This is a genomic window from Roseiflexus castenholzii DSM 13941 (assembly GCF_000017805.1).
GTDB lineage: Bacteria > Chloroflexota > Chloroflexia > Chloroflexales > Roseiflexaceae > Roseiflexus > Roseiflexus castenholzii.
In genome coordinates this window covers 3480399-3505006 of the sequence record NC_009767.1, presented here as the reverse complement: position 1 = coordinate 3505006, position 24608 = coordinate 3480399, and the positions used below count along the sequence as shown (strand labels likewise).

The window sequence follows — 24608 nt, the reverse complement described above, 5'->3', positions numbered from 1 at the left end:
GTATAGGACGGAGACGATACCCGTCTCACTATATCTTATTTATATTTATACAATATCAATGCTCCCCGAAAACAGTATTGCGAAATGTTCACTATTTTGAACAGAGAGTGAGATCATCTTACCCTCTGTTTGAGGCATAATAGAAGTGGATTCATGTATATAGTCACCTGGAGAGAGGAACATCATGACGTCTGGCTCGGCGTTTGTTCTCAGTGCTCGTCGGCGGTTGATCCAGATTATCGCTCTTGCGCTCGTCATAAGTGGTTGCACTTCGTTTCTTCTTGTCAGCATTCTGATGATGAGTACCGGGAACATTGCCGGCTTTGCGCCCTATCTCGGCATCATCGCGTTGGGGCTTGGAGGAAGTCTTGCAACTCTGGCGCTGCTGGAGCGCTTTGTGCTATGGCAGGCAGTCATCCCGCTTGCGGTCGGTATCGATGGCGCTGTGGTTTCGAGCGTGTTCCTGTTGCCTGAGCAAACGCTCGTGGCGTTGCCATTCCTGCTGGTTCCACTCGTTCTGATTTGTCTGGGGCGTCACCGTCCATCAACGTTGGTGATCGTGGGGGGCAGCATTGTCGTGGCAGCATTTCTTGCAAGTCTTGCGCCACGGTCTCAGGTTGATCGCGTTGTTATTGGCGATGCATTGCCGCTCATCAGCGGTATAGGGATGGTCACGCTGCTGGTCATCATCTGGCTGCTGAGCGACCGGTTGCTCGCCATTTCCGATCAGGCTGTTGCGATGGCGGATAACCGCGCCGCAGAGGCGGAAGCGGCGCGGCGGCAGGCGGAAGAGGCGCAGCGCACCATCGAGCAGCAGTATGCTGAACAAAAACAGTTGCTCGATCTGGTGAGCGTGCTGGAGACGCCGGTCATTACTATTGGCGAGGGGGTGTTGCTGGCGCCGGTCGTTGGTCGCCTGGATAGCCGACGCGCTGAGCAACTCACGCAGCGCCTGCTCAACGCCGTTCATACGCATCGCGCGAATGCGGTAATCATCGACATTGCCGGGGTGCCGACTGTCGATACCATGGTAGCGCAGTTGTTGATCCGCACGGCGCAGTCCCTCCGATTGCTCGGCAGTCGGGTCGTGCTGACCGGCATCACCGCCGAAACCGCCATGACCCTGAGCCATCTGGGTGTGAGTCTGAACGAGATGTCAACTGTGCGTGATCCGCAGGAGGCGCTCCTGGTTCTGGGCGTCAGACCGTAGGGTCCGTAGGGGCAGGTTGGCGACCTGCCCGGTCGGCGGCCCTCCTCTGGACGCGGGGAACCGGCGCGACACGCCAGACGTTGGGGCCGGGCTGTGACCTGCCCGGTCGGTGGTCTCCGCCTGGACGCAGGGAACCGGCGCGATACGCCGACGGTTGGGGCCGGGCTGTGACCTGCCCGGTCGGTGGTCTCCGCCTGGACGCAGGGAACCGGCGCGATACGCCGACGGTTGGGGCCGGGCTGTGACCTGCCTGGACTATCGAGAGGGGGAGTGATGAGTCGTGTGTTCTCGGTTGGGTTGCCTTCTCCTGATGCACAATTGCTCTATCACTGGCGTCTTCGTCTTCTGAACCGACTGCTGTGGGTTCTGGCGGTTGTCGGGTTTGTGACGCTGATCGGCGCCAGGTGGTCGGATTATAAGGCGCTTGGGGAAGACGCCATCCCGCTGATGATCATCGATGTAGCCGGCGTTCCGGCATTCGACACGCTGGTGGCGCAAAGCCTGATCCGGACGGCGCAGGCGCTCGAGTTGATCGGGTGCCAGGCGGCGATCACCGGTATCTCTCCGGCAATGGCACAGACGATCACGTCCCTCGGGCTACAGATGGAATCAATCACGATTGCGCGTTCGCCGCAGGAGGTGTTGAAGAGGTGAACGCAGGTTGCGCGGCGGAGGTGACCGTCGCCGACGCGTTGAGGGTGCATGGTCGGAATATGGCAGGGCGGCGCGGATGGCGCTATGTTCATGGACAACCTTCGATCGTTCGCCCCTCTACTGTCCGTGATGGTGCGCCGTTGCGGTGCAATGGCGCTACCCGCGCGCCTCTTGCCTCTCGTCTCAACCCTTCCTCGAAACTGGTATAATACCGGGTGTGTCTCATTTCCGCGTTCACGTAACCTGACCGGGACTGGATCAGGTCTCGACGATGGATCGCCAAGCGCACGATCGGCATATCCACGTGGTCGCTCTTGGCGGCGGCGGCGGCGCTGTCCATGTGTTGCGTGCCGTTACGCCATTCGCTGCATCGCGCACGGCAGTGATCGCTGTGACCGACACCGGACGCTCGACCGGGCTGGCGCGGAAGATCGGCACAATGCCCGCTCCCGGCGACCTGCGCGCGACCATTGCGGCGTTCGCCGGCGATCAGGTAATGGCGGAGACGCTGAATCATCGCTTCGATGGTGCAGGAATCCCCGCGCTGGAAGGGATGGCGTTCGGCAACCTGTTGATCGCCGCACTGACTCGTGTGACCGGCGATTTCGCAACTGCTATCGAGCATACAGCGCGCCTCGCCGCCACAACGGTGCGGGTGTTGCCGGTAAGCGTCGCCAACGCGACGCTCTGTGCGGAACTCATTGATGGCACGCGGGTCGAGGGGGAGTTCGAGGTGCGCGCGCTTGGCAAACCTCCGATTGCGCGCCTGTTCCTGCGCGAACCGGCGGATGCCTATTCCCCGGCGCTCGACGCGATCCGCAACGCCGACCTGGTGACGCTCGGTCCGGGAAGTCTCTGGACGTCGGTGCTTGCCTGCGTCCAGTTCGCTGGCATCGCAGAGGCGCTCGCCGATTGCCGCGGAACGGTGGCATATATCTGCAACTCAACGACGCAACCGGGACAGACGGATGGCTATCGTTGCATCGACCATGTGCAGCGGATCGTCGAGGCGCTGGGTCAAGGTACGCTCGATGTGGCGCTGATCAATCGCAGCGACCCCGATCCGGCGGCGATTCGTTCGTATGCGGAAGAGGGGCTGCACCTGCTGCGCCCCGACGATGACGAAATTGTCGCTATCCAGGCGCTTGGCGTGACGCCGCTGGTGCGTGAACTGACCGAAGCAGTGGGACCGCGACGCGCGCTGTGGAACAAGCAGGATACGATTCAGTATGATGCTGAAGCGCTACGCGCAGCGCTCTATGAGATTGTCATCATGAAAGGTAACCATCATGGCTGATCCCTATGTCGAAAAAATGGCGCAAGTGCTGGTGCGCTATTCGCTGGCACTCAAGCCAGGCGATCTGTTTCGCATTATTGCGCCGCCTGCCGCCGCGCCACTGGTGCGCGCGTTGTACAAAGAAGCGTTGCTGGCGGGCGCCAACCCGTATCTGGCGATGACCCTTGAAGAGACCGATGAACTGCTTCTGCGCCACGGCTCCGATGCGCAGATCGGGTACGTCTCACCGATGATGCGCCAGGAGATTGAAGAGATCAACGCAACCATTCGCATTATGGCGAGTGAGAATACCCGTGCGCTGTCCGGGATCGATCCGCGCAAGGTTGCACTGCGTCGCCAGGCATTGAGTGACCTCCAGAAGCGTGTGATGCAGCGCTCCGCCGAAGGAACGCTCAACTGGTGCGTGACGCTCTTCCCGACCAACGCCGCCGCACAGGACGCCGATATGTCGCTGAGCGATTTTGAGGAGTTTGTCTACCGCGCCTGCAAACTCCACTATAACGATCCGGTCGCTGAATGGCGTAGAACGCTGGAGGAACAACAGCAGATCGCCGATTTCTTAAACACGTGCAGCGTCATTCGCCTGGTTGCGCCGGATACCGACCTGACCTACCGGGTCGCCGGGCGCACCTGGATCAACTGCGCCGGCGATCGGAATTTCCCCGATGGTGAGGTCTTCTCCAGTTGCGATGAAACGGCAACCGAGGGGTACATTCGCTACACCTTCCCGGCGATCTATGCTGGACGCGAAGTCGAAGACATCCGTTTGTGGTTCGAGGATGGTAAGGTTGTGAAGGCGACAGCCGCCAAGGGCGAAGACCTGCTGCACTCGCTGCTCGCTATGGACGAAGGAGCACGGCGGTTGGGCGAGGTTGCGTTCGGGACAAACTACGACATCACGCGCTTCAGTCGCAATATTCTGTTCGACGAAAAGATCGGCGGCACGGTGCACCTGGCGCTCGGCGCCGGCTACCCGGAGACCGGTTCGCGCAATACATCGGCGCTCCACTGGGATATGATCTGCGATATGCGTCAGGGTGAAGCATACGCCGACGGACGATTGATCTACAAAGAAGGGAAGTTTCTGATTTGACCGTGGAAGATGTGCTGGTTGTGGGCGCCGGTCCGACCGGGCTGGCAATTGCATCGGCGTTGAGCGACGCCGGTCTGCGCGTCGTGGGGCTATCGGCGACGGCGCCAACGAAGCCGTGGCAGAATACCTATGGCGTATGGCTCGATGAACTGCCGTCGCCGGAATTGCTCGCCACCGTGGGCTGTTGCTGGTCGGATGTCGTGGTGTATGCTGCGCGCCGGACGATTCCACTCCGGCGGGAGTATGGACTGTTCGACAACCGTCGGTTACAGCAGCATTTGCTCGAACGCGGCGAGCGCGGCGGGGTCGTCTGGCATACCGGCGTCGCTGCTGCCGTCGAGCATCGGGTGTCGCACTCGCGGGTGAGCACCCGCGATGGTCGGGTGTTCGCGGCACGGTTGGTGGTGGACGCCAGCGGGCACTCGCCGGCGCTGCTCCGCCGTCCAGTTGCACTGCGGGTGGCGCGCCAGGCGGCGTATGGCATCGTCGGTGAGTTTTCGGCGCCGCCGGTGCAACCTGGTCATATGGTGCTGATGGATTACCGCGCCGATCACCTGGCGCCGGAAGAACAGCACGAGCCGCCGACTTTTCTGTACGCGATGGATCTGGGTGGCGGGCAGTTCTTTGTGGAAGAAACGTCGCTGGCGCATGTTCCCGGCGTGCCCCTCTCGACCCTTGAACGGCGGCTGCGCCGTCGATTGGATTCCTGTGGTGTAGCGGTGCGCCGGGTGGCGCATATCGAGCGCTGTCTTTTCCCGATGAACAATCCATTGCCATACCTCGATCAGCCGCTGATGGGATTTGGCGGCGCGGCAAGCATGGTGCATCCGCCATCGGGCTACATGGTCGGTAAGGCGTTGCGTCGCGCTCCTGAAGTGGCGCAGGCGATTGCGCAGGCGCTTGGCGCAGCCGGCGCAACACCGCTCAGCGCGGCGCGCGCCGGGTGGCAAACGCTCTGGTCTCCGGCGCGGTTGCGGCGGCGACAGTTGTACCTGTTCGGTCTGGCAAGCCTGATGCGCTGTAATAGCGCAACGATCCAGGCATTCTTCGAGTCGTTCTTCAGCCTGCCGCGCCACGAATGGACGGGGTATCTGTCGGATACGCTGAGCACTGCGGAACTGGCGCGCACCATGCTGCGACTGTTCGTGCGCGTGCCGGGCAGCGTGCGGCGCACCCTGATCGCGGCGGCTGGCGCAGAACACGCCCTGCTGCGTCGTGCTGCGTTTGGGCAGGCATAACGCCTTCGCTCTCTTCCAAACGGCGTATGACCTTCGACCGATACCTTACCCTCACTATTCACCCGCACAATCCTCCGTTCGTCACTCTTGAACCGCGTTGATCGTCGCTATACTGTTGTTGGAAACGCGAAAACGTGCAACAGTTGACACTTTCCTGCGTCAAACAAGACGGAGGAGGTCTCAGCGGGCGTATCGCCGCGCGCTGGCTGCGTAATGACGGAAGGAGCGGATTGTGTTCAAAGGCTGGTTCCAGCGTACAACAGCAACTGTTGCTGCACATGTTGAGGGTGCATACCGGAACGGCAACACAACCCTCATCGAACTGCGCAACGTTAGCAAGACCTTCGAAACAGCAGCAGGACCCTTCACCGCACTCGATTCGATCACACTCAACGTGGATCGCGGCGAGTTTGTGGCGATTATCGGCAAGTCGGGCAGCGGCAAATCGACGCTTATGAACATGATCTCTGGCATCGACCGACCAACATCGGGCGAGGTGTTCATTGGCGATACCGCCGTCCATACCCTGAACGAGAGCGAAATGGCCGTCTGGCGCGGGCGCAACGTCGGCATCGTCTTTCAATTCTTCCAGTTGCTCCCGGCGCTCTCGTTGGTCGAAAACGTTATGCTGCCGATGGACTTCTGCGCCATGTTTACGCCGCGCGAACGGCACGAACGGGCAATGATGCTGCTCGATCAGGTTGGCATGGCCGATCAGGCGCACAAACTTCCCGCCGCTATCTCTGGCGGTCAACAGCAGCGCGTTGCCATTGCCCGCGCCCTTGCCAACAATCCGCCGATCATTCTTGCTGATGAGCCAACCGGCAACCTCGACTCAAAGACGGCGCAACAGGTGTTTGCCCTGTTCGAGCGTCTGGTCGATCAGGGCAAAACCATTCTGATGGTCACCCACGACAGCGACATGGCGCGGCGGGTCAGTCGGGCGGTCATTCTTGCCGATGGACGGATTGTTAACGAGTATGTCGCGCAGGCGCTTTCCACTCTAACACTCGACCAGTTGGGATGGGTCATGCGTCACGCTGAAACTCACACCTATGCCCCTGGCGCCATTATTCTCAAACAGGGCGAACCCGCCGACAACTTCTATATCATCACCAAAGGCGAGGTCGAGGTCTTCATCGATCATCCTGACGGCGGCGAGATCATCGTCAACCACTTGAGCAGTGGCGCCTACTTTGGTGAAATCGGGCTGCTGCGCGAAGGGTGTCGCACTGCCAGTGTGCGCGCCAGTTTTGTCACCGGCTGCGAAGTCGCCGTGCTCGACCGACAGGAGTTTCACACGTTGCTGGCAGAGTCGGAAACGACTCGCCACGTCATTGATCGGGTTGCACACGAACGTGATGCTCACACTCGCGCGGCAGAAGCCAGCGCGTTGTAGGTTTCCTGGTATGCGTCTCAAAGAGAGTGAGGCAGGCGCATGTTCCGGTTTTCCATTAAGAACACCGCTGTGGCGGCGGCGCTGCTTATGTTGACTGCCTGCGGCGGGCAGGCGAACACTGCTCAACCTACCCCCATTCCGCCAGTGCGCGCCGATGAACGCGTGGTTGCCGAAGGGCGTGTCGTGCCGATGCGCAGTGCTGCACTGGCAATGAACAGCAATGGCGTCGTGGCGGAAGTGCTCGTAGCAGAAGGCGATATAGTGCAGTCGCAACAGGCGCTCCTCCGGCTCGATACCCGCCGCCAGGAGGCGCTGGTGGCGCAGGCGGAAGCCGACAAGGCGCGCGCCGAGGCGGCGCTGGCGCGCCTGAAGGCGGGATCGAGCGAAGAAGAACTGATGGCTGCCGAAGCACAGGTTCGGCGTGCCGAAGCGCAGGTGCAGCAGGTGCGCGGCAGCGTGACCGATCGCGACATCCTGGCTGCTGAAGCGCGTCTCCAGCAGGCGCACGCGCGGCTGGCGGAACTCGAACGCGCCGATGATCGCCCTGAAGTCATTCAGGCAAAAGCGCGCCTCGACGAAGCGCGCGCGACGCTCGAAGCCGAAAAGGCGCGACTCTCGGCTGCCAAGACCGATGCCCGCCTGCGGATGGACCAGGCGGTTGACGCGCTCACACGTGCCCAGTCAGCCTGGGTGGTCGCCAGGAGTGAGTGGGATGCCGTCCAGTCCGATGGTCGGCACCCAACACTGGGGTACGGCTTGAACGAAGCCGAGAAGCGCAAGTTCCTCGATGCGTTCGTGCAGGCAGAAACGGCGCTGCGCAGCGCCGAGAGCAGTGTCGAGCAGGCGCGTGTGGCATACGACGCGGCTCGCCAGGCAGAGGCGGTCGGCGTCAGCGCCGCCGAGCAGCGCGTCATCGAAGCGCAGGCGGCATACGACCGTGTGCTGCGCAGTACGAACAACGACGAACTCGCTGCAGCGCGCGCCGAAGTGGCCGATGCACAGGCGCGCCTCGACAAACTCCGTGGCGAAGAACGCAGCGGGGCGATTGCAGTCGCTGAGGCTGCGCTGGCGGAAGCACAGGCAAATCTGGCGCGCCTGAAAGCCGGACCGACAACCGCTCAGATCGCCGAGGCGGAAGCCGAGGTGCGTCGCGCTACTGCTGCGCTCCTTGCTGCGCGGACACAACTCGACGAAATGACCCTGCGCGCGCCGTTCGGTGGACTGGTTGCTGCGGTCAATATTAAGCCTGGCGAATATGTGACTCCCGGCACGGCGCTGATCACCATCGGCGATCCATCAGCATGGCAGATCGAAACGACCGACCTGACCGAACTGAGTATCGTCAAGGTACAGCCTGATGCGTTGGCAACCATCACATTCGACGCACTGCCCGGCGTCGAAATGCAGGGGCGCGTGACGCGCATCCGCGAACTTGGCGAGAACCGCCAGGGGGATATTACCTATCGCGTGATCATTGCCCCCAACCAGCACGATACGCGCCTGCGCTGGAATATGACCGCCTCGGTCGCCATTGGTCAACCGTAGGCGACGATTCCATATGAAGGTTACAAAAGGGAGGGGCGCCCATAAGGGCGCCCCTGCTGGCGGGGAGGGCGGGATTTGAACCCGCGAGGGGGGAGTACCCCCTACGGCATTTCCAGTGCCGCGCACTAGGCCACTATGCGACCTCCCCGTGTTTGTGTCGGTAAAGGCGATGTTGTTGAACCGTTGCGATGCAATAGTTCTGCTCGTGCGCCTCGTACCTGGTATTATACACCATTCCCACCTGCATGCTACAATATCCCTCGTATGGCTCGTGAAATTGTTTGCGTCGCCGCTGCCGGCGACATTCCTCCTGGTAGCATGATCTATGTCGAAATCGATGGGTTGCCGATCGCTCTGGCGAATGTCGATGGCGTGATCTATGCCTTCAGCGACTCGTGCCGCCACGAAGGGGGACCGTTGTCGTCCGGCGTGCTCATTGGCGAAACCGTCACCTGTCCGTGGCACGGTTGGACCTACAACGTCCGAACGGGCAAAGCCATTGTTCCGCCGATTGGCATCCGCATCCCAACCTACGAAACCCGGATCGATGATGACAGTATCTTCGTCATCGTTGACTGGCCCGATTGACGGAGAACGCTATGAATGCCTTGGAGGAACTACCGCCGTCCTGGCGCGTCACACGCGCCGTCAATCGCGAACCGGAAGCGCCGCACCTTGCCACGCAGGTCATTGGCGATCAATGCCTCGCCGACCTTGCGCGCCCCGGTATGCGTGTAACAATCGCTTTCACCGACGCGACGCGCGCCTGCCCGGATGAACGGCTCGTTGGCAGTCTGCTCAGCGAACTTGACCGGTGCGGCGTCGCACCCGATCATATCACCCTGATCTGCGCCACCGGTTTGCACCGTCCTTCGACCCCTGCCGAACGCATTGCCAAACTGGGAACGGCAATCGTCTCGCGCTACCGGATCATCGACCACAACGCCCTCGATCCTGGTGGTCTCGTCGATCTCGGAACCATCGATGGCATCCCGCTACTCATCAATCGCCTCTGTGTCGAAACCGACCTGCTGCTTGCGACCGGCGTCGTCGAGCCGCACCAGTACGCTGGCTATTCCGGCGGCGCTAAAACTGTCGTCATCGGCTGCGGCGGCGAGGCAACGATCAGCGCTACTCATGGATCGGCTATGCTCGATCATCCAGGAACACGATTGGGAGCGATCGACGGCAACCCATTTCAGGCATTTGTGCGCGCTGGTGGTGAACGTGCCGGATTACGCTATGTCGTTAACGCCATTCTTGGCGATACTGGTGAACCCTTACTGATCGCCGCCGGTCCGCCAGCGCTCGTCCATGATTATCTGGTGGGGCGGGCACGCGCGATCTACGAGGTGCCGGTGGCGCAGCCGGTCCATATCGCGCGTGCCGGAGTCGACGGACCCAAGGCGGTCAACCTGTATCAGGCGAGTCGCGCAGCCACCTATCTGGCGCTGGCGGAACGCACTCCACTTCTCCCCGGCGCACCCATTCTACTGCCTGCTCCGATCCCCGAAGGCGCCGGTGAGGGCGCTGGCGAGCGTCGCTTTTTCGATGTCCTTTCAAATGCCGCATCGCCGCAACAACTGCTGGACCACTTACGACGCACGGGGTTCCCGGCTGGCGCACAGCGCGCCTACATCCTGGCGCAGGTGCTGGTGCACCATCCGATCATTGTTGTTGGTGCGCACCACCCGGATGTAGTGCGCGCCTGCCATATGCATGCCGTTCCCGATATGGCAGCGGGCTTTGCGCTGGCGGATCGCCTGGCGCGCGCCACGTTCAATCTGGCGCCCAATGCGCCGCTCGAATTCCTGGACGTGCCGCATGCATTGTTAACTTTACCGCGCCTGACTCCCACGGGTTAAGCCAGGTACAAGTACCAAGACTTCCACAAAGGTAAAGCGGCACAGAAGTGAAAGGCAGGAAGAAGGTTGAAGGTGTGAAGGGTGCAGGAGAAATGCAGGCAGGTTAAGGGTACAGGCAAAAACATGTCCCTGACCTCTCACCCATCGGTTCCTGGTTCTCAGTTCTTGGTTCTTGGTCCTCATACCCAGGAGCAACCATCATGGATATTGCACGCATGATCGATCATACACTCCTGAAACCCGATGCAACACCGCAGCAGATTGCACAATTATGCGCTGAAGCACGCGAATATGGCTTTGCTGCGGTGTGTGTCAATCCGGTGTACGTTGCGCAGGCGGCAGCGCTGCTCGCAGGCAGCGTCACAGTCGTGTGCTCAGTTGCCGGATTTCCGCTCGGCGCGAACGGCACAGCCGCCAAGGTCTTCGAGACGCGCCAGGCTATCGCCGATGGTGCGCGTGAGATCGATATGGTCATCAGCATCGGGCATCTCAAAAGCGGCGACGATGACCACGTTCGTAACGACATCCGCAGCGTCGTCGAAACGGCGCACGCAGGCGGTGCGATCTGCAAGGTGATTATCGAAACGGCATTGCTGACCGATGATGAAAAGCGCCGCGCGTGTACGCTGTCAGTTGAGGCGGGCGCTGACTTTGTTAAGACCTCCACCGGCTTTGCATCCGGCGGCGCAACTGTGGCAGATGTCACGCTTATGCGGGCAGTGGTGGGTGATCGCGCCCGCATCAAAGCGGCTGGCGGCATTCGCACCCTGGCGGATGCGCACGCGATGATTGCTGCGGGCGCCGACCGGATCGGCACGAGTTCCGGTATTGCTATCGTGCGTGAAAAAATGAGTGAGAAATAGCGCAAGTTCTGTCTTTTCTTTCACGTCTATTTGTGGTACGCTAGAAGCAGCATCATGTTGTACCTCTGACAAGCGACGGATAGCCGCATCGGCTATCTGGCTCTTTCTGGCAGTGTGGGCTTTCGCGACCGAAAAGGAGCGGGTCATGGTCCCACTGGATGAGTGGCTTGCGGTTCGAGGAGAGCAGTACGCGGCATTGCTCGATGTGCGGCGTGAGCATATCTGTCGTGCGGTAACGGAACGGCTCATGGGCGCATTTCCGTCGCTCTGTTACGATCCAACCCGGCCCGATGCAGCCGAGTTTCAGCAACTGGTATACGAACGCACACCTCGCCGATTTCACCGCCTGATACAGGTCGTCCTGCGGTTGCAATCCATTGCTGTGATCGAGCGTGAGTATCGTTGGGGATGGCCCATCCTGCAACGATACCATGTGGAACGAGTCCATCTGATTGCTCACATTCACTGGTATTTCGAGGCAGCGCGGAAATTCGCTCCTCCAGAGCGGAATGACCGCAAGCCCTTTGCGCTGCTGGAGGCGGCGATTGTTCGGATTGTTCATAGCATTGCGCAGACGACGATCGATGCGATTGGTGGAAACGGGCATCAGGGCAATCTTGGCTTTGCGATGTAACAGCCCAGGGCGTTGGTGATCTTGCGAAAATGGCATTGATATGCTATGATGATCGGCGACGCAGGCGGGTAGCTCAATTGGCAGAGCAGCGGCCTCCAAATCCGCAGGTTGCAGGTTCGATTCCTGTCCCGCCTGCCACCCCAATGATGAAGCGTCGCCAGGCGCTTGATTCAGTGGGAGGGGTGGCAGAGTGGTTGTAATGCAGTCGTCTTGAAAACGACCGGCCCTTCAACAAGGCCCGTGGGTTCGAATCCCACCCCCTCCGCCACCGGAATATACACTCCGCATGGGGAGGTCGCATAGTTGGCCTAGTGCGGCGGTTTGCTAAACCGCTAGGGGAGCAATCCCCTCGAGGGTTCGAATCCCTCCCTCCCCGCCACGAAACCTCCCGCAGGTTCCGAACCTTCGGGAGGTTTGTTACACCTTTTATCTCCTCCTCAAATGCCCTGAACATCTTCCTAACAATCTTTTTCTACTATAGGAGCAGCGGTGAACGGCGCCGCACAACGCTCGATACAATGGAGGAGATGAAGGTATGAACCTTTCTCGCTTACTCATCATTGGTGCGATAGCTGCAGGACTCGTCCTCGGCATCGCTATCGGTCCGCTCTTTTCCGCAGCACCGGTTCGTGCGCAGTCGTCACCAACGACGCCATCCGGTATTTCCAGGGCGTCGCTGTGGAACGATTTCCTGGACCAGCTTGCCGCTGCCTTGAATATTCAACGCGCTACGCTCGATAGCGCCATTCAGTCGGCGGGCAGCAAAACTATCGACAATGCCGTGCAACAGGGGACGCTGACGCAAGCGCAGGGCGATGCGCTCAAGGCGCGCTTGCAGTCGGGCGACATCGGTGTGCTCTGGGGTCGTGGGCGTGGTAAAGGACCAGGTATGCAGGCGCTGGTGAATATTCGCCAGGCAATGCTCGATGCCGCTGCGCAGAAATTGGGGATGACCACGAGCGATCTGCTGACTCAACTGCAAAACGGACAAACGCTGGCGCAGATTGCGCAGTCGAAGGGAGTGGCTGAACAGGATGTGATTAATGCTGCTCTGGCGGCCGCCAAGACTCAACTGGATCAGGCGGTTGCAAATGGGAGCCTGACCCAAGCGCAGGCGGATGCGGTCTATGCGAACCTTCAGCAGAAGGGTTCGTTGCTCTTTGCTCCGCGCGGTCGTGGTTTCCACGGTCGTGGCTGGTGGGGGGCGCCGGTAACGCCGACGCCTTCCCCGTCGAGCACGACGTAAAGGACCTCCACGGGGGCGGTATCCCACGGGGGCGAATCTCACGGGGGGCGGGGCTGGGACCCGCCCCTGCCTTTTTCTGCGACGGGGGGCGGGGGCGAATCCCACGGGGGGCGGGGACGAATCCCACGGGGGGCGGGGCGAATCCCACGGGGGGCGGGGACGAATCCCACGGGGGGCGGGTCTGAGACCCGCCCCTGCCTTTTTCTGCGACGGGGGGCGGGGGCGAATCCCACGGGGGGCGGGTCTGAGACCCGCCCCTGCCTTTTTCTGCGACGGGGGGCGGGGACGAATCCCACGGGGGGCGGGTCTGAGACCCGCCCCTGCCTTTTTCTGCGACGGGGGGCGGAGGCGAATCCCACGGGGGGCGGGTCTGAGACCCGCCCCTGCCTTTTTCTGCGACGGGGGGCGGGGGCGAATCCCACGGGGGGCGGGGACGAATCCCACGGGGGGCGGGGACGAATCCCACGGGGGCGGGGACGAATCCCACGGGGGCGGGGACGAATCCCACGGGGGGCGGGTCTGAGACCCGCCCCTGCCTTTTTCTGCGACGGGGGGTGGGGGCGAATCCCACGGGGGGCGGGTCTGAGACCCGCCCCTGCCTTTTTCTGCGACGGGGGGCGGGGACGAATCCCACGGGGGGCGGGTCTGAGACCCGCCCCTGCCTTTTTCTGCGACGGGGGGTGGGGGCGAATCCCACGGGGGGCGGGTCTCAGACCCGCCCCTGCCTTTTGCACGGCGCCGAAACACGTGTGTTACACTGGTGGCATGACTGCTGAATTGCTTGCCGATGTCGCCGTGGGCGCCGATGCGGTGTTCACCTACCGCGTGCTGCCGCCGCTGCACTCCGTGATACAGGTCGGGCATCTGGTGTGGGCGCCGCTGCGCCAGCGGCATGTGCAGGGTATCGTTCTCGAACTGTACACATGGGGCGGCAGTCTGTACAACCCAGACGATCCCCTCAGTCCGCCGCGCCTCCGATCCGACTCGCTCAACCGGTCAAATGCGCATCCTCCCACATTGCGCGACCTGATCGATATTGCCGATCCAGATGTGTCGTTGACGCCAGCGCAGATCCGGCTGGCGCGCTGGATTTCCGAGTATTATCGGGTGTCGTTGTACGAAGCGCTGAGCCTTATGCTGCCGCCTGGCGTCACCCGTGAATCCGAAACCTCCTGGCGCGCAACGGTGGAAGGGCATAGCGCCACGCTGGGCGCGTTGCCTCCTGGCGAGCGGGACGTGCTCTACCTGTTGCGTCGCAGTGGCGAAATGACCGAACGCGATCTTCGCAGGCGGCTCCGTGGCAGCGATGCTGAACTTCAGGCAATCTACGCTGCCCTGCGCGAACGCGGCCTCATCGAGCGTGGTATGATCCTCAGCCGGGCGCGTGCGCGCCCCCGCATCGAACGCCTGGTGCGCCTCGCTGTGTCGCCAGATGAAGCGCGTGCTGCGCTGGAAACTCTTGCGCGCGCACCCCGGCAACGCGCTCTGGCGGCCTATCTGATCGACCACCCTGAGCCTGCACCGGCCTCCGAGGCGCTCGCTGCCGCTGCCGCCGATACCGGCGCACTGCGCGCCCTCGAACGCCGGGGATTGGTCGAGGTGATAGCGCATGAGGTGTGGCGCAACCCGCTGATGCACATCAGCGCCTTGCCCGATACGCCGCCAGCGCTCAGCCCGGCGCAGCAAAAGGCGTGGGACGAGATTGCGCGCGTGATTGATTGTCTGAAGGGGTCTTCACCGAACGATGATACTGATGCCGTTCAGAGGCGCTTTCTGCTCTACGGCGTCACCGGCAGCGGCAAAACCGAACTCTACCTGCGCGCCATTGCACGGGTCTTGCGCCTGGGTCGGCAGGCGCTCGTGCTGACTCCTGAAATCGCCTTGACGACCCAACTGGTGCGCCGCTTCGCCGCCCGCTTCCCCGGTCGCCTGGCAGTGCTGCACAGTGAACTTGCAACTGGCGAACGGTATGATCAGTGGCGTCGGTTGCGCCGGGGAGATGCGAGCATCGCCATTGGATCGCGCTCTGCCGTCTTTGCGCCGCTTCCTGACCTGGGTTTAATCATCGTTGATGAAGAACACGAGCCGTCGTACAAACACGATGCCGCGCCGCGCTATCACGCGCGCGATGTGGCGCAGCGCCTTGCAGCGATCACCGGCAGCGTGCTCATTCTCGGCAGTGCCACTCCATCGGTCGAGAGTTACGCTGCCTCACGCACCGGTCACCTGCGATTGCTAGAATTGCCGGATCGTGTTGCGATGGCCACCGGTCCTGATGGATTGCCGTATACCCGCAGACTGCCCCTGCCACAGGTGATCGTTGTCGATATGCGGCGGGAACTGGCGGAGAATAACCGTTCGATTTTCAGCCGCGCGCTTCAGAAGGCGCTGGCGGAAACGCTCGAACGTGACGAACAGGCGATACTCTTTCTCAACCGGCGCGGCTCGGCATCGTTCTATATGTGCCGCGATTGCGGTCACGTTATCACCTGCCCGAATTGTTCCTCGCCGTTGACGCTACACCAGGAGGCGTCCGGTCAGCCCAGCAGCGACCGATCGGCATCGCCAGGGCTACTCGTCTGCCACACCTGTAACCATCGGGAGTTGCCGCCCGCTATCTGCCCACACTGCTGGAGTTCCCGCGTCAAATCGTTTGGCATCGGCACGCAACGGGTGGTTGACGAGATCGCAACGCTCTTCCCTGATGCGCGCGTATTGCGCTGGGATCGCGACAGTGTTGGGCGGAAAGGGGACCACGACCGCCTGCTCGATCAATTTCTGCACCACGAAGCAGATGTGCTGGTCGGCACACAGATGATTGCTAAAGGTCTCGATCTGCCGATGGTTGGACTGGTCGGCGTGGTTGTCGCAGACACTGGGCTGTACCTGCCAGATTTTCGCGCCGGTGAGCGCACCTTCCAACTATTGACGCAGGTCGCCGGGCGGGCAGGGCGGCGCGCAGAAGGCGCAAAATCGATCATTCAGACCTACACGCCCGAACACTACGCCATTCGCGCCGCGCAGGAGCATCATTACCACGCCTTCTACGAGGAGGAAATCGCCTTTCGCCGCCAGACCGGCTATCCGCCGTTTACTCGCCTGGTGCGCTTCGTCTATAGCGCTGGCAGCGACGTGCGCGCACGGCGCGCCGCCGAGTCGCTGGCAGACGAGATTCGTGTACAGGCAACAAAGCGCCTCACGACCGACTGGAGTCTCATTGGACCGGCACCTGCCTTCTTCCACGTTCAACGCAATCGCTACCGCTGGCACCTCATCCTCCGGGCAGTTGACCCGACGCCGCTTCTCAACGCGCTGCTCCTGCCGCCGGGATGGGTGATCGATATCGATCCCGTTCATGTGTTGTAAGAGGCGTGAGGCGAGAAGAGATGTGAAAGCGGTGATAGGTGGTGCGTTCCACGTTCTCTCTCACCGCTCTTGACTTCTCCGGGTGTTGGGATGATGAGAAGGCGACCAACACCCTAAAGCAGCGCCCCGAACCTTCCATCACCAACACATCCAGAACGCCTTGCCGCGACCGATCGGCGGTTCTGCGGGGAGGTCCGTCCGGCGAAAGCCCTGCAATTCGAGGAAGGAAATTCCCTCCTCATTATGGGTCGCAATCGCGCACAGGGTAGTGACATATTTCGGAATCAGCCAGGACTCGATAAGCGCCAGACACTCCTGCCCGTACCCCTGACGCTGAAACCCACCCCAGATCAGCAACCAGACCGCCGCTGTATCTGATCGTGGCGCACCGATCTGAACGTCTGCCGCACCGATCAGCAGACCGGTGACCGGATGATACACGCCAAATAGCACTCGATCTAGCGACTCTTGCGCCCGTTGCCATTGGGTGCGCACATCATCGAGCGTCAGGCGATCCGCGCGGTCTCCCAGACCGTCAAAATAGAGCGGCGTTCCCTGGTATACCTTCAACAGATGGGGCAGATCGCGTTCAGCAAGTGGCCGCAATTCGATATACTCACCGGTCAGCGTCGGAGCGAGATCATCGGTCATACGCACTCACACAGATTTCTGCAGAACATAAAAACGGCGCGTATACGTCACCGTCCGCACATGCGTGCGGAATCCGAGCGACTCGTACAAAGCGCGGGCGCTCTCATCCCCTTCGTACCGATCGATCAGCGCAATCATCGCACCGTGCGCCTGCAATCGCCACAATCCTTCGAGCAGCACAGCACGCCCAAGTCCCAGCCCGGCGAAGTCGGGATGGACGCCGAGCGGCTCGATGTACCCCTCACCTTCTTTCGGCCCGAGCCAGCAGATGCAGAACGCTGCCAGGCGTCCATCTGGCGCAACTGCGACGACATCGAGTTCCGGGATGTACTGCGGCATGCACAGGGTGCGTTTGCGCCATTCAATCGTCATATCGGCGGTGCCGAACGCAGCGCGGTGCAGTGCGACATACTCCTGCACCTCGCGCATGCCATTAATCGGGCGCAAGATGAACCCATCCGGCAGAACCGGCGCCGGCAGCACCCGATCGAGTGAACGCGCCATACGGATCATCGACGGATAATCTGGTGCGAACCCATGTGCCGCAAGCAGCGCCACCCGATCCAGATCGTACTCGAGCGCATCCACGTACAACGTCAACGCGCGATTCGTCTGGTCGACAATTTCTTGCGCCCGTTCTGTCGCCCACACCAGCATCAACTCTTCGATGCCTGCTTCGCATGCCGCAGGATGCGCACAGGTGTCGAGCGAATGCCACGGGAGTTGGATCACCGCGAATCCCAGCAGACCTCCCGATTCATCCTCCCATAGACTGGCATTGCGGGAATTGTCGAGCGTCCATGATGCCAGGCGGTAGGGGAGATCAACCGCGCGCAGACACTGATCGGGGAACGTCTGCGCCAGTTCGATCATCCGCTCGATGTCGGCAGCACCGGTAAAGGGGCGTATCGTAATGATCATGGCTCGCCCAATGTGAATACGGGGCGCGCTGTGCGACGCGCGACATCCGCCAGATATTCGACAATTGCCGCCAGATCGCGTTCGCCATACCCGGCGGCGGTGGCGGCGGCAAAGTGCGCGAGCGCCGCTGCGGCTACCGCCGCTGGCACGCCGGCGTCCTGCGCTGTTGCAACCATGGAGCGCAGGTCTTTGCGCACACCCGCAACATCGAACGCCACTTCACTCGTTTCGCCAAGCAGCGTCGGTGTCTTGCTGCGCAACGCTGGTGGCGCCACCGGCGAGTCCAGATACACATCGAGCATTGCATCGAGACTCAGCCCGAACTGCCGCCCTATGGCAAGCGACTCTGCAAGCGCACCCCAGAAGCATGCCATCGTCATATTGAGCGCCAGTTTCATGGTTGTGCCGGCGCCCTGCCCGCCAAGATGAATGATGCGCCTGCCCAAAACCTGGAGCGCCGGTCGGGCGCGTTCGACATCCGATGCTCTGCCGCCGACCAGTATCAGCAACTGCCCGTCGCGCGCCGGGGCGACCGTGCCGGAGACCGGCGCGTCGAGCAGATGTGCGCCACGTTGTTCGACTGCCTCAGCCAGCGCCAGGATTGTGGCGGTGCGGATGGTGCTCATTTCGATGAACAGACGACCAGGAGCATCTGTGGAAAGCAACCCGCCCTGACCGCGGTAGACCGCTTCGACTGCCTGCTCGTCGGTCAGAATGGTGAACACCATGTCGCTGCGCGCGGCGACTTCTGAGGGAGTGTCCGCCCAGACCGCACCTGCGGCAATCAGCGCATTCGCGCGCGAGCGCGTCCGATTATGAACCGTTAGCGGGAATCCTGCCGTCAGCAGGCGCCTCGCCATCGCCTGACCCATGCGCCCCAGCCCAATGAACCCGAGACGTTCCATGCACGGACCTCGTGATAATGGCGTACCCCACGCATATCATACCATGTCTGAGGGTGCAGGTAACGGCCGCGTAAGGCGGCAGCGTCGTCGGGGCACCTATCCGTGGGTGGTTCACGAGCGGGCGTGCCGGTGTTCGCTCAGATGCTCTGTCCGCCCTTAAACCGTGGGTGATAGGGCGCGCCCCCCGTGGGCGCCCGACGAGGTCCGGCATGGCGGGAACCTGTCCCCGCAACCGGCGCCCGGAGATTCCGGGGACGCTCACTGTCCACTGTCGTCGGCGCCGACGATTTCGAGAAAGAGTTGTTCAAGGGAGACGCGCTGTGGTGTGAGAGCATAGAGGCGTGCGCCACTCGCAACGATATGCTCTGCGATCTGCGGCAGCGTGTCTTCACCGGCGACTTCCAGTTCGATCATTCCTGGCGACGTTTCCTGCGGTGTGCTGCCGTTGGCGCAGAGCGCCGCCAGAGATGTCAGCAACCCGTTCGACGCGCCTGCGACTCGCAGCGTCACCCGTACTCTGCCGGCTGCGGCGTCGTGCAGGCTCAGGGTGCGTAGCACACGCCCTTCGCGGATGAATGCCGCCCGATCACACGTCAACTCGACTTCGCCGAGCAGATGGGAGTTGAGGAACACTGTCGTGCCATGGGCGCGCAGGTCGCGAATGATATTGCGCACCAGCATGCGCCCAAATGGGTCGAGCGCCGACGTCGGCTCATCGAGAAACACCAGTTCCGGTTCGTGAATAAGCGCCTGCGCCAGACCGATGCGCTGGAGCATGCCTTTGGAGAAATTGGCAAGCGGACGCTGCGCGTGCTCAGACAATCCAACGAGCGCCAGCACCTCGAGAATGCGCCGCTGCCGCACCGATGCGGGGAGGCTGCTCAGGCGGGCGTGCAGATCGAGGAATTCATGAGCCTGCAACCATTCGTGAAAGCGGAAGTGCTCTGGCAGAAAACCAATCCGCGCCATCGCGCGAGGATCGGCTGGGGCGAAGCCCAGCACGCGCGCGTCGCCCTCTGTTGGCTTCACCAATCCGAGGAGCATCTTGACTGCTGTGCTCTTCCCGGCGCCGTTCGGTCCCAGGAAGGCGAAGACTTCGCCGCGTGGCACCTGGAGTGTCAGGTCGGCGACGGCGACTTTCGCGCCGTAGACCTTGCGCAGACCGGTTGTTTCAATCACGTAGTCGGGCATGATATGTATCCATGAAGAGCACGAAGGCGCACGAAGGACGGCGCCTATGGTTTTACCGTATCTGTCCGCCTCTTATACCAATGACGATTGAAGATGCCGCATGCGTGTCATTCCGAGCCCTTCGCTTCGCTCAGGGTAAACGCAGCGAGGAATCTGCGCGGGTCGCGCACGACCCCTCGCGCTGCTCGGGGTGACCATGCCGGATGGTCACCGGTCATTGGTATTATTTCGCACCACCGAGCCACAGAGAGCAACGCCTACGCCCATCCACCCTGCTATCGGGCGCCCACAGGGGGCATCCCGATAAATGTTTGCCCGTTTCTGCCGTGCACCTGCGAGCAAGGCGCAGCGCCCGACATGCAACAAACGTGAAACGGTTACTTCTATCGCACCGACTCCGCCATCGTCAGGAACGTCTCGACGGTCAATCCGCTCCCCGACAGCACATAGAAACGCTCACCACGCTGCCAGTAGAGACTCTGGTATCGCTCTCCGTCGTGTTCACCGCTCACCAGCAATCCCGGCGAACCGCCGACCGTCACCTGACGCAACGAGTTGATATCCGCCGGGAAGGGGAAGACCAGCGTGGTGCGCCAATCGATCTGCGCGGCAAGCGTTGCTGCCTGACGCGGCTCCATACCGAGCATGCGCAGCGCGGCGTACCCCAGTTGTTGCATCTCCACACCATCGGGCAGCGTCACCTGCGGACTGACGCCCTGCACCAGCATCGCCTCGTAGCCGTCGCCGACGTAGCGGGCGCTGACAGCGGGGGACATCTCGGCGACAATCGGCGCTGCGCCGAGCGCATCCGGCAGCGTGACATCGTTGACGCCGGCCAGGCGGAGCAGTTCACGCGCCGACTCGACATTTACCTGAAACTCGAAGGTCGCGCGGTCAGTTACGGCAAACTCTGCACTCGATGATGGGCGGGGCAACACAGGTTGCGCTGGTGTGAACCCAACGAGCGCCGCCGCTTCACTTAAGGATGCGACCGCGCGCACTTCGGACGAGCCGCCAGTCTGCTTCGGCGGGGCAATAAACAGTGTTTGCTCATCGAAGTTGAGCTGCTGCAACTGCTCTATCCGTTCGCCCGTAACCGGAACGAAAACTACGTTTTGGATGCGGAACACGTTCAGCAATTGATCGGCGATGGCGCGCACCGGCGGAAATGCCAGCAGCGCAATGACGACTGCCAGCGCAGCCGCCCATCCCATCCAGGGACGCCATACTCGTGTTGAGGTCATGGGAATACTCCTTTGCAATGATTGGGGGTGCGATGAGCGACCGCCACCCGATGCCGGTCGCTCATGGTCGAGATGCTGACGCAGCGCAGCCAGTGCGACGGGGACATCCGGCGGCGCTGCGTTCAACAGCAAGGACGCCTGATCTGCCAGGGACTTCAACGCTGCGCGACGCGCGCGGCACTCCGGGCACGCCGCCAGGTGTTCATGCTGCGCGCGCAGCGCCTCCGCTGGAAGTTCGCCATCCAACCCGGCGCGTAATGCGCCATCATCGTAGCACCTGGTCATGGCTGCACCTGCTTTCCAGACGAATGCTCTTCCGTGGCGGCGGTTTGTTCCTTTGTAAATGCCGCAACAAACGCGCGTTCGGCGCGGGCGAGGAGTGTGCCGACCGAACCCGGTGCGAGGTTGAGCACGGCGGCGACTTCAGCATACGACAATCCGGCATGGCGCAGCAGCAACAGGTGCGCCTGGCGCTGCGGCATGGTCGCCAGGGCAGCGCGCACCTGATCGCGCTCCTCGGCGCGCTCCGCCGCCTCAGAAGGGTCTTCGGCAGCGGGCGCCTGAGCCAATCGTGCGATGCGCATGGCATCCCGCCGTTCACCGCGCAGCGCGTTGCGTGCGGTGTTGAGCGCCACGCGACAGAGCCACGGGCGTAACGGTTGATGGGGCGCCGGCGGTCGCCGGTAGAGGATGAGAAACGTCTCCTGCGCCGCATCCTCCGCCATCTCGCGCTTCCCGGTCAGCCCATAGAGCACGCGGTACACCGTGGCATAGTGGCGCGCGAAGAGTTCCTCGAACGCCGCCTCGTCGCCGTGTCGAAGTCGTTCGAGCAGCGCGCCATCGCTTTCGTGTTCCGCCATCTTCCGGTCGCTCGCTGTCGCTATCATCGCTCCCGCGTCATTGTTTGTTATAATCATACCTGAAACACCGCTGCGGCGATTTTTGTGACAGAACCATCTGACCGGCGTCAGGGGAGACGGAAAATCATTTGTGTCGATCATCACCGTCAACAATCTCACGAAATACTACGGCGCTGAACTGATCTTCCGCGATGTCGGATTTCAGGTTGCGCGCGGCGAGAAAGTGGCAATCGTCGGGGTCAACGGCGCCGGCAAGAGTACCCTGCTGCGGATCATTGCCGGACAAGAGATGCCAACCGTCGGGAGCGTCCACATGGCGCGCGGCGCACGCCTGGCGTATCTGGCGCAAGAAGTGCGCTTCGACAGCCAGCGCACGTTGCTCGAAGAAATGCACGCCTCGCTCGCGTATCTCAACACGCTGCGCGATGAAATGACCGCTCTCGAAACCGCGCTCACGGACTCAGCCCGCCCCGACCATGATGACGTGATGGAACGTTACGGCGAGGCGCTCCACCGCTTCGAGCACGCTGGCGGCTACGACATCGACCGGCGGATTGCCATGATCCTCGATGGTCTGGGATTTACCACTGCGCAACGCCACGAACCGGTGGCGCGTTTCAGCGGCGGGCAGAAGACGCGCACCGCGCTCGCGGCTGCGCTCCTGTCCGATCCCGACGTGCTGCTGCTCGATGAGCCGACCAACCACCTCGATCTGGCGGCGCTTGAATGGCTCGAACGTTTCCTGCGCGACTGGGACGGCACGCTGATTGTTGTGTCGCACGACCGCTACTTCCTTGATCGGGTGACAACCCGCACACTCGATCTGGCGTTCAACCGTCTCGATGGCGATTACCCTGCGCCCTACCAGCGTTATCTGGAACTGAAAGCCGCGCGGCTCGAATTGCAACTGAAACAGTATCGCGCGCAGCAGGAAGAAATCGCCCGAACCGAGGAGTTCATCCGCCGTTTCAAAAACAGCCAGCTCAGCAAACAGGCGCGCGGGCGCGAACGACGCCTGGAGCGCCTGAAGACAGGGTGGGAAGGCGGTTCGGGGCGTACCGAAGGGTTAGTTGCCCGACCAGAGCAACAGAAGAAACTCGCGTTCAAACTCGGTTCGAACCTGCGCGGCGCCGACCTGGTGTTGAAGATCGAAGAGTTGACGGTGGGGTACGAGCGCCCTGCCGCCGTTGCACCGCAACCGGCGCTGCTCCACATCCCCGACCTCGAAATCTGGCGCGGGCAACGGGTGGCGCTGATGGGACCGAACGGCTGCGGCAAGACGACTCTGCTGCGCACGATTGTCGGCGACCTGCCGCCGCTGCGGGGGCGGGTGCGCCTGGGAAGCAATATCAAACTCGTCTACTACGCTCAGGCGCACGAAGGGTTGCAGATGGATCGGACGATTCTCGACGAAATTCGCCGTATTCGACCGGAGATCAAAGAGACCGAAGCGCGCACCCTGCTGGGGCGCTTTCTCTTCAGTGGTGATGAGGTCTCCAAGCGCATCGCCAATCTTTCCGGCGGGGAACGCGGCAGGGTGGCGCTGGCGCAACTGATGCTGTTGGGCGGCAATTTTCTGGTGCTCGACGAACCGACGAACCATCTCGACATCGATGCGCGCGAGGCGCTCGAGACGGTGCTGAATGAATACGATGGCACGGTACTCTTCGTGTCGCACGACCGCTACTTTGTCGATGCCGTCGCCGATACGATCTGGATGGTGCGCGATGGCGTCATTGAGGTATTTGATGGCGCATATTCCGACTATAGCGCCACGCGAGACGCTGCACCCGCCACAAACGCACGGCCGGCGAACAGTGTGCAGAAGCGTGAGACGGCGCGCGAGTCGCGTCCTGCTTCGTCTGCAAACGATACACGGGCGTTTAATCGTGAGCCGGAGCGTGAAGAACGTCGGCGGCAACGTCGCCTGGCGGCGCTGGAAGAGGAAATTGCCGGTCTCGAAGCGCAACTCCGCGATCTCGCAGCAGCGCTGAACGCCGCCAGCGCCACAGGTGACGTCCCGCGCGTAACATCGCTGGGCATCGAGATGGTCGAAGTTCAGGCGACGCTGGACGCGCGGTACGATGAGTGGGCGACAATAGCAGTTTAGCGGCAGGAACTGTGACATAAAGAGAACGAGTCGCTGTTGAGATGGTTCATACCAATTACGATTGAAGATGCCGCATGCTGGTCATTCCGAGCCCTTCGCTTCGCTCAGGGTAAACGCAGCGAGGAATCTGCGCGGGTCGCGCACGACCCCTCGCTTTGCTCGGGGTGACCATGCCGGATGGTCACAGGGAATTGGTATGAGAGGCGAGAGGTGAGAGGTGAGAGGCGAGAGGTGAGAGGCGAGAGGCGAGAGGTGATACCAATGACGCTTGACGATGCCGCATGCGGGTCATTCCGAGCCCTTCGCTTCGCTCAGG

20 protein-coding genes and 4 tRNA genes are annotated in these 24608 nt (G+C 61.8%); 17 read left to right on the top strand and 7 right to left on the bottom strand.

All coding sequences use genetic code 11. From position 1 onward, the window contains the following. Positions 1-184 precede the first annotated feature (184 nt). The 7 genes from RCAS_RS14010 to RCAS_RS13980 all read left to right on the top strand — a co-directional run bounded on the left by RCAS_RS14010 (position 185) and on the right by RCAS_RS13980 (position 8436). Positions 185-1210 carry an STAS domain-containing protein gene (locus RCAS_RS14010; protein ID WP_012121210.1) on the top strand — a complete coding sequence of 342 codons (1026 nt, stop codon included), beginning with the start codon at positions 185-187 and terminating at the stop codon, positions 1208-1210. A gap of 273 nt (positions 1211-1483) precedes the next feature. Continuing rightward, positions 1484-1864: an STAS domain-containing protein gene (locus tag RCAS_RS14005; RefSeq protein WP_012121209.1), complete on the top strand. Its 381-nt coding sequence runs from the start codon at positions 1484-1486 to the stop codon at positions 1862-1864. Positions 1865-2135: 271 nt separating this feature from the next. After that, positions 2136-3161 carry a gluconeogenesis factor YvcK family protein gene (locus tag RCAS_RS14000; protein ID WP_012121208.1) on the top strand — a complete coding sequence of 342 codons (1026 nt, stop codon included), beginning with the start codon at positions 2136-2138 and terminating at the stop codon, positions 3159-3161. Continuing rightward, positions 3154-4254 (top strand): aminopeptidase, encoded by a 1101-nt coding sequence (locus RCAS_RS13995; protein ID WP_012121207.1) that lies wholly within the window; start codon positions 3154-3156, stop codon positions 4252-4254. Before RCAS_RS14000 ends, RCAS_RS13995 begins: the two co-directional genes overlap by 8 nt. Before the next feature lie 2 nt (positions 4255-4256). Further along, positions 4257-5492: a lycopene beta cyclase gene (crtL, locus tag RCAS_RS13990; protein ID WP_041330813.1), complete on the top strand. Its 1236-nt coding sequence runs from the start codon at positions 4257-4259 to the stop codon at positions 5490-5492. A gap of 232 nt (positions 5493-5724) precedes the next feature. Continuing rightward, complete coding sequence (locus tag RCAS_RS23395) at positions 5725-6891, top strand: ABC transporter ATP-binding protein (RefSeq protein WP_012121205.1); 1167 nt, start codon at positions 5725-5727, stop codon at positions 6889-6891. Positions 6892-6930: 39 nt separating this feature from the next. Then, positions 6931-8436, top strand: a complete 1506-nt coding sequence (locus RCAS_RS13980; protein WP_012121204.1) for an HlyD family efflux transporter periplasmic adaptor subunit — start codon at positions 6931-6933, stop codon at positions 8434-8436. Between the two features lie 57 nt (positions 8437-8493). On the opposite strand, the gene RCAS_RS13975 is transcribed toward RCAS_RS13980, so the two are convergent. Continuing rightward, positions 8494-8584 (bottom strand) — tRNA-Ser (locus tag RCAS_RS13975). A 116-nt stretch (positions 8585-8700) separates the two neighbouring features. Between RCAS_RS13975 and RCAS_RS13970 the strand changes: the two genes are divergently transcribed. The 9 genes from RCAS_RS13970 (at position 8701) to priA (ending at position 16410) form a co-directional block, all read left to right on the top strand. Further along, positions 8701-9024, top strand: coding sequence for a Rieske (2Fe-2S) protein (locus RCAS_RS13970; RefSeq protein ID WP_012121203.1), 324 nt, complete (start codon positions 8701-8703; stop codon positions 9022-9024). A gap of 11 nt (positions 9025-9035) precedes the next feature. Beyond that, on the top strand, positions 9036-10301 hold the full coding sequence (locus RCAS_RS13965; RefSeq protein WP_012121202.1) for a lactate racemase domain-containing protein: 1266 nt from the start codon (positions 9036-9038) through the stop codon (positions 10299-10301). A 200-nt stretch (positions 10302-10501) separates the two neighbouring features. Continuing rightward, positions 10502-11164 carry a deoxyribose-phosphate aldolase gene (deoC, locus tag RCAS_RS13960; protein WP_012121201.1) on the top strand — a complete coding sequence of 221 codons (663 nt, stop codon included), beginning with the start codon at positions 10502-10504 and terminating at the stop codon, positions 11162-11164. Between the two features lie 145 nt (positions 11165-11309). Then, complete coding sequence (locus tag RCAS_RS13955; RefSeq protein WP_012121200.1) at positions 11310-11798, top strand: hypothetical protein; 489 nt, start codon at positions 11310-11312, stop codon at positions 11796-11798. A 62-nt stretch (positions 11799-11860) separates the two neighbouring features. Further along, positions 11861-11936, top strand: a tRNA-Trp gene (locus RCAS_RS13950). A 38-nt stretch (positions 11937-11974) separates the two neighbouring features. After that, positions 11975-12066: transfer RNA gene (locus RCAS_RS13945), tRNA-Ser, on the top strand. A 20-nt stretch (positions 12067-12086) separates the two neighbouring features. Next, positions 12087-12177, top strand: a tRNA-Ser gene (locus tag RCAS_RS13940). 156 nt (positions 12178-12333) lie between these two features. Continuing rightward, positions 12334-13044, top strand: coding sequence for a BRO1 domain-containing protein (locus RCAS_RS13935; protein WP_012121199.1), 711 nt, complete (start codon positions 12334-12336; stop codon positions 13042-13044). A gap of 765 nt (positions 13045-13809) precedes the next feature. Beyond that, positions 13810-16410 carry a replication restart helicase PriA gene (priA, locus tag RCAS_RS13930; protein WP_012121198.1) on the top strand — a complete coding sequence of 867 codons (2601 nt, stop codon included), beginning with the start codon at positions 13810-13812 and terminating at the stop codon, positions 16408-16410. 138 nt (positions 16411-16548) lie between these two features. Here the strand turns inward: priA and RCAS_RS13925 are convergent, their stop codons facing one another. From RCAS_RS13925 to RCAS_RS13900, 6 genes are all read right to left on the bottom strand, one after another. Beyond that, positions 16549-17061, bottom strand: a complete 513-nt coding sequence (locus RCAS_RS13925; protein ID WP_012121197.1) for a GNAT family N-acetyltransferase — start codon at positions 17059-17061, stop codon at positions 16549-16551. Positions 17062-17067: 6 nt separating this feature from the next. Further along, the gene (locus RCAS_RS13920) at positions 17068-17982 is read right to left on the bottom strand and encodes a GNAT family N-acetyltransferase (protein WP_012121196.1); all 915 of its coding nucleotides are present in this window, start codon (positions 17980-17982) and stop codon (positions 17068-17070) included. Next, positions 17979-18887, bottom strand: a complete 909-nt coding sequence (locus tag RCAS_RS13915; protein WP_012121195.1) for an NAD(P)-dependent oxidoreductase — start codon at positions 18885-18887, stop codon at positions 17979-17981. The genes RCAS_RS13920 and RCAS_RS13915 overlap by 4 nt, the downstream gene beginning before the upstream one ends. A 258-nt stretch (positions 18888-19145) precedes the next feature. Further along, on the bottom strand, positions 19146-20078 hold the full coding sequence (locus RCAS_RS13910; protein ID WP_012121194.1) for an ABC transporter ATP-binding protein: 933 nt from the start codon (positions 20076-20078) through the stop codon (positions 19146-19148). Positions 20079-20461: 383 nt separating this feature from the next. Further along, positions 20462-21607 carry an anti-sigma factor family protein gene (locus RCAS_RS13905; RefSeq protein WP_012121193.1) on the bottom strand — a complete coding sequence of 382 codons (1146 nt, stop codon included), beginning with the start codon at positions 21605-21607 and terminating at the stop codon, positions 20462-20464. Further along, positions 21604-22239, bottom strand: a complete 636-nt coding sequence (locus tag RCAS_RS13900) for a sigma-70 family RNA polymerase sigma factor (RefSeq protein WP_012121192.1) — start codon at positions 22237-22239, stop codon at positions 21604-21606. The genes RCAS_RS13905 and RCAS_RS13900 overlap by 4 nt, the downstream gene beginning before the upstream one ends. Before the next feature lie 73 nt (positions 22240-22312). On the opposite strand from RCAS_RS13900, the gene abc-f reads away from it, so the two are divergent. Further along, entirely contained in the window at positions 22313-24292 is a 1980-nt protein-coding gene (gene abc-f / locus RCAS_RS13895; RefSeq protein WP_012121191.1) for a ribosomal protection-like ABC-F family protein, read from the top strand. Positions 24293-24608: the final 316 nt, after the last annotated feature.

Excerpts from the sequence above, each read along its gene's own strand:
- RCAS_RS14010 (WP_012121210.1), top strand. The coding sequence starts at position 185 with ATGACGTCTGGCTCGGCGTTTGTTCTCAGTGCTCGTCGGCGGTTGATC.
- RCAS_RS14005 (WP_012121209.1), top strand. The coding sequence starts at position 1,484 with ATGAGTCGTGTGTTCTCGGTTGGGTTGCCTTCTCCTGATGCACAATTG.
- RCAS_RS14000 (WP_012121208.1), top strand. The coding sequence starts at position 2,136 with ATGGATCGCCAAGCGCACGATCGGCATATCCACGTGGTCGCTCTTGGC.
- RCAS_RS13995 (WP_012121207.1), top strand. The coding sequence starts at position 3,154 with ATGGCTGATCCCTATGTCGAAAAAATGGCGCAAGTGCTGGTGCGCTAT.
- RCAS_RS13980 (WP_012121204.1), top strand. The coding sequence starts at position 6,931 with ATGTTCCGGTTTTCCATTAAGAACACCGCTGTGGCGGCGGCGCTGCTT.
- RCAS_RS13970 (WP_012121203.1), top strand. The coding sequence starts at position 8,701 with ATGGCTCGTGAAATTGTTTGCGTCGCCGCTGCCGGCGACATTCCTCCT.
- RCAS_RS13965 (WP_012121202.1), top strand. The coding sequence starts at position 9,036 with ATGAATGCCTTGGAGGAACTACCGCCGTCCTGGCGCGTCACACGCGCC.
- deoC (WP_012121201.1), top strand. The coding sequence starts at position 10,502 with ATGGATATTGCACGCATGATCGATCATACACTCCTGAAACCCGATGCA.
- RCAS_RS13955 (WP_012121200.1), top strand. The coding sequence starts at position 11,310 with ATGGTCCCACTGGATGAGTGGCTTGCGGTTCGAGGAGAGCAGTACGCG.
- RCAS_RS13935 (WP_012121199.1), top strand. The coding sequence starts at position 12,334 with ATGAACCTTTCTCGCTTACTCATCATTGGTGCGATAGCTGCAGGACTC.
- priA (WP_012121198.1), top strand. The coding sequence starts at position 13,810 with ATGACTGCTGAATTGCTTGCCGATGTCGCCGTGGGCGCCGATGCGGTG.
- RCAS_RS13925 (WP_012121197.1), bottom strand. The coding sequence starts at position 17,061 with ATGACCGATGATCTCGCTCCGACGCTGACCGGTGAGTATATCGAATTG.
- RCAS_RS13920 (WP_012121196.1), bottom strand. The coding sequence starts at position 17,982 with ATGATCATTACGATACGCCCCTTTACCGGTGCTGCCGACATCGAGCGG.
- RCAS_RS13915 (WP_012121195.1), bottom strand. The coding sequence starts at position 18,887 with ATGGAACGTCTCGGGTTCATTGGGCTGGGGCGCATGGGTCAGGCGATG.
- RCAS_RS13910 (WP_012121194.1), bottom strand. The coding sequence starts at position 20,078 with ATGCCCGACTACGTGATTGAAACAACCGGTCTGCGCAAGGTCTACGGC.
- RCAS_RS13905 (WP_012121193.1), bottom strand. The coding sequence starts at position 21,607 with ATGACCAGGTGCTACGATGATGGCGCATTACGCGCCGGGTTGGATGGC.
- RCAS_RS13900 (WP_012121192.1), bottom strand. The coding sequence starts at position 22,239 with ATGATTATAACAAACAATGACGCGGGAGCGATGATAGCGACAGCGAGC.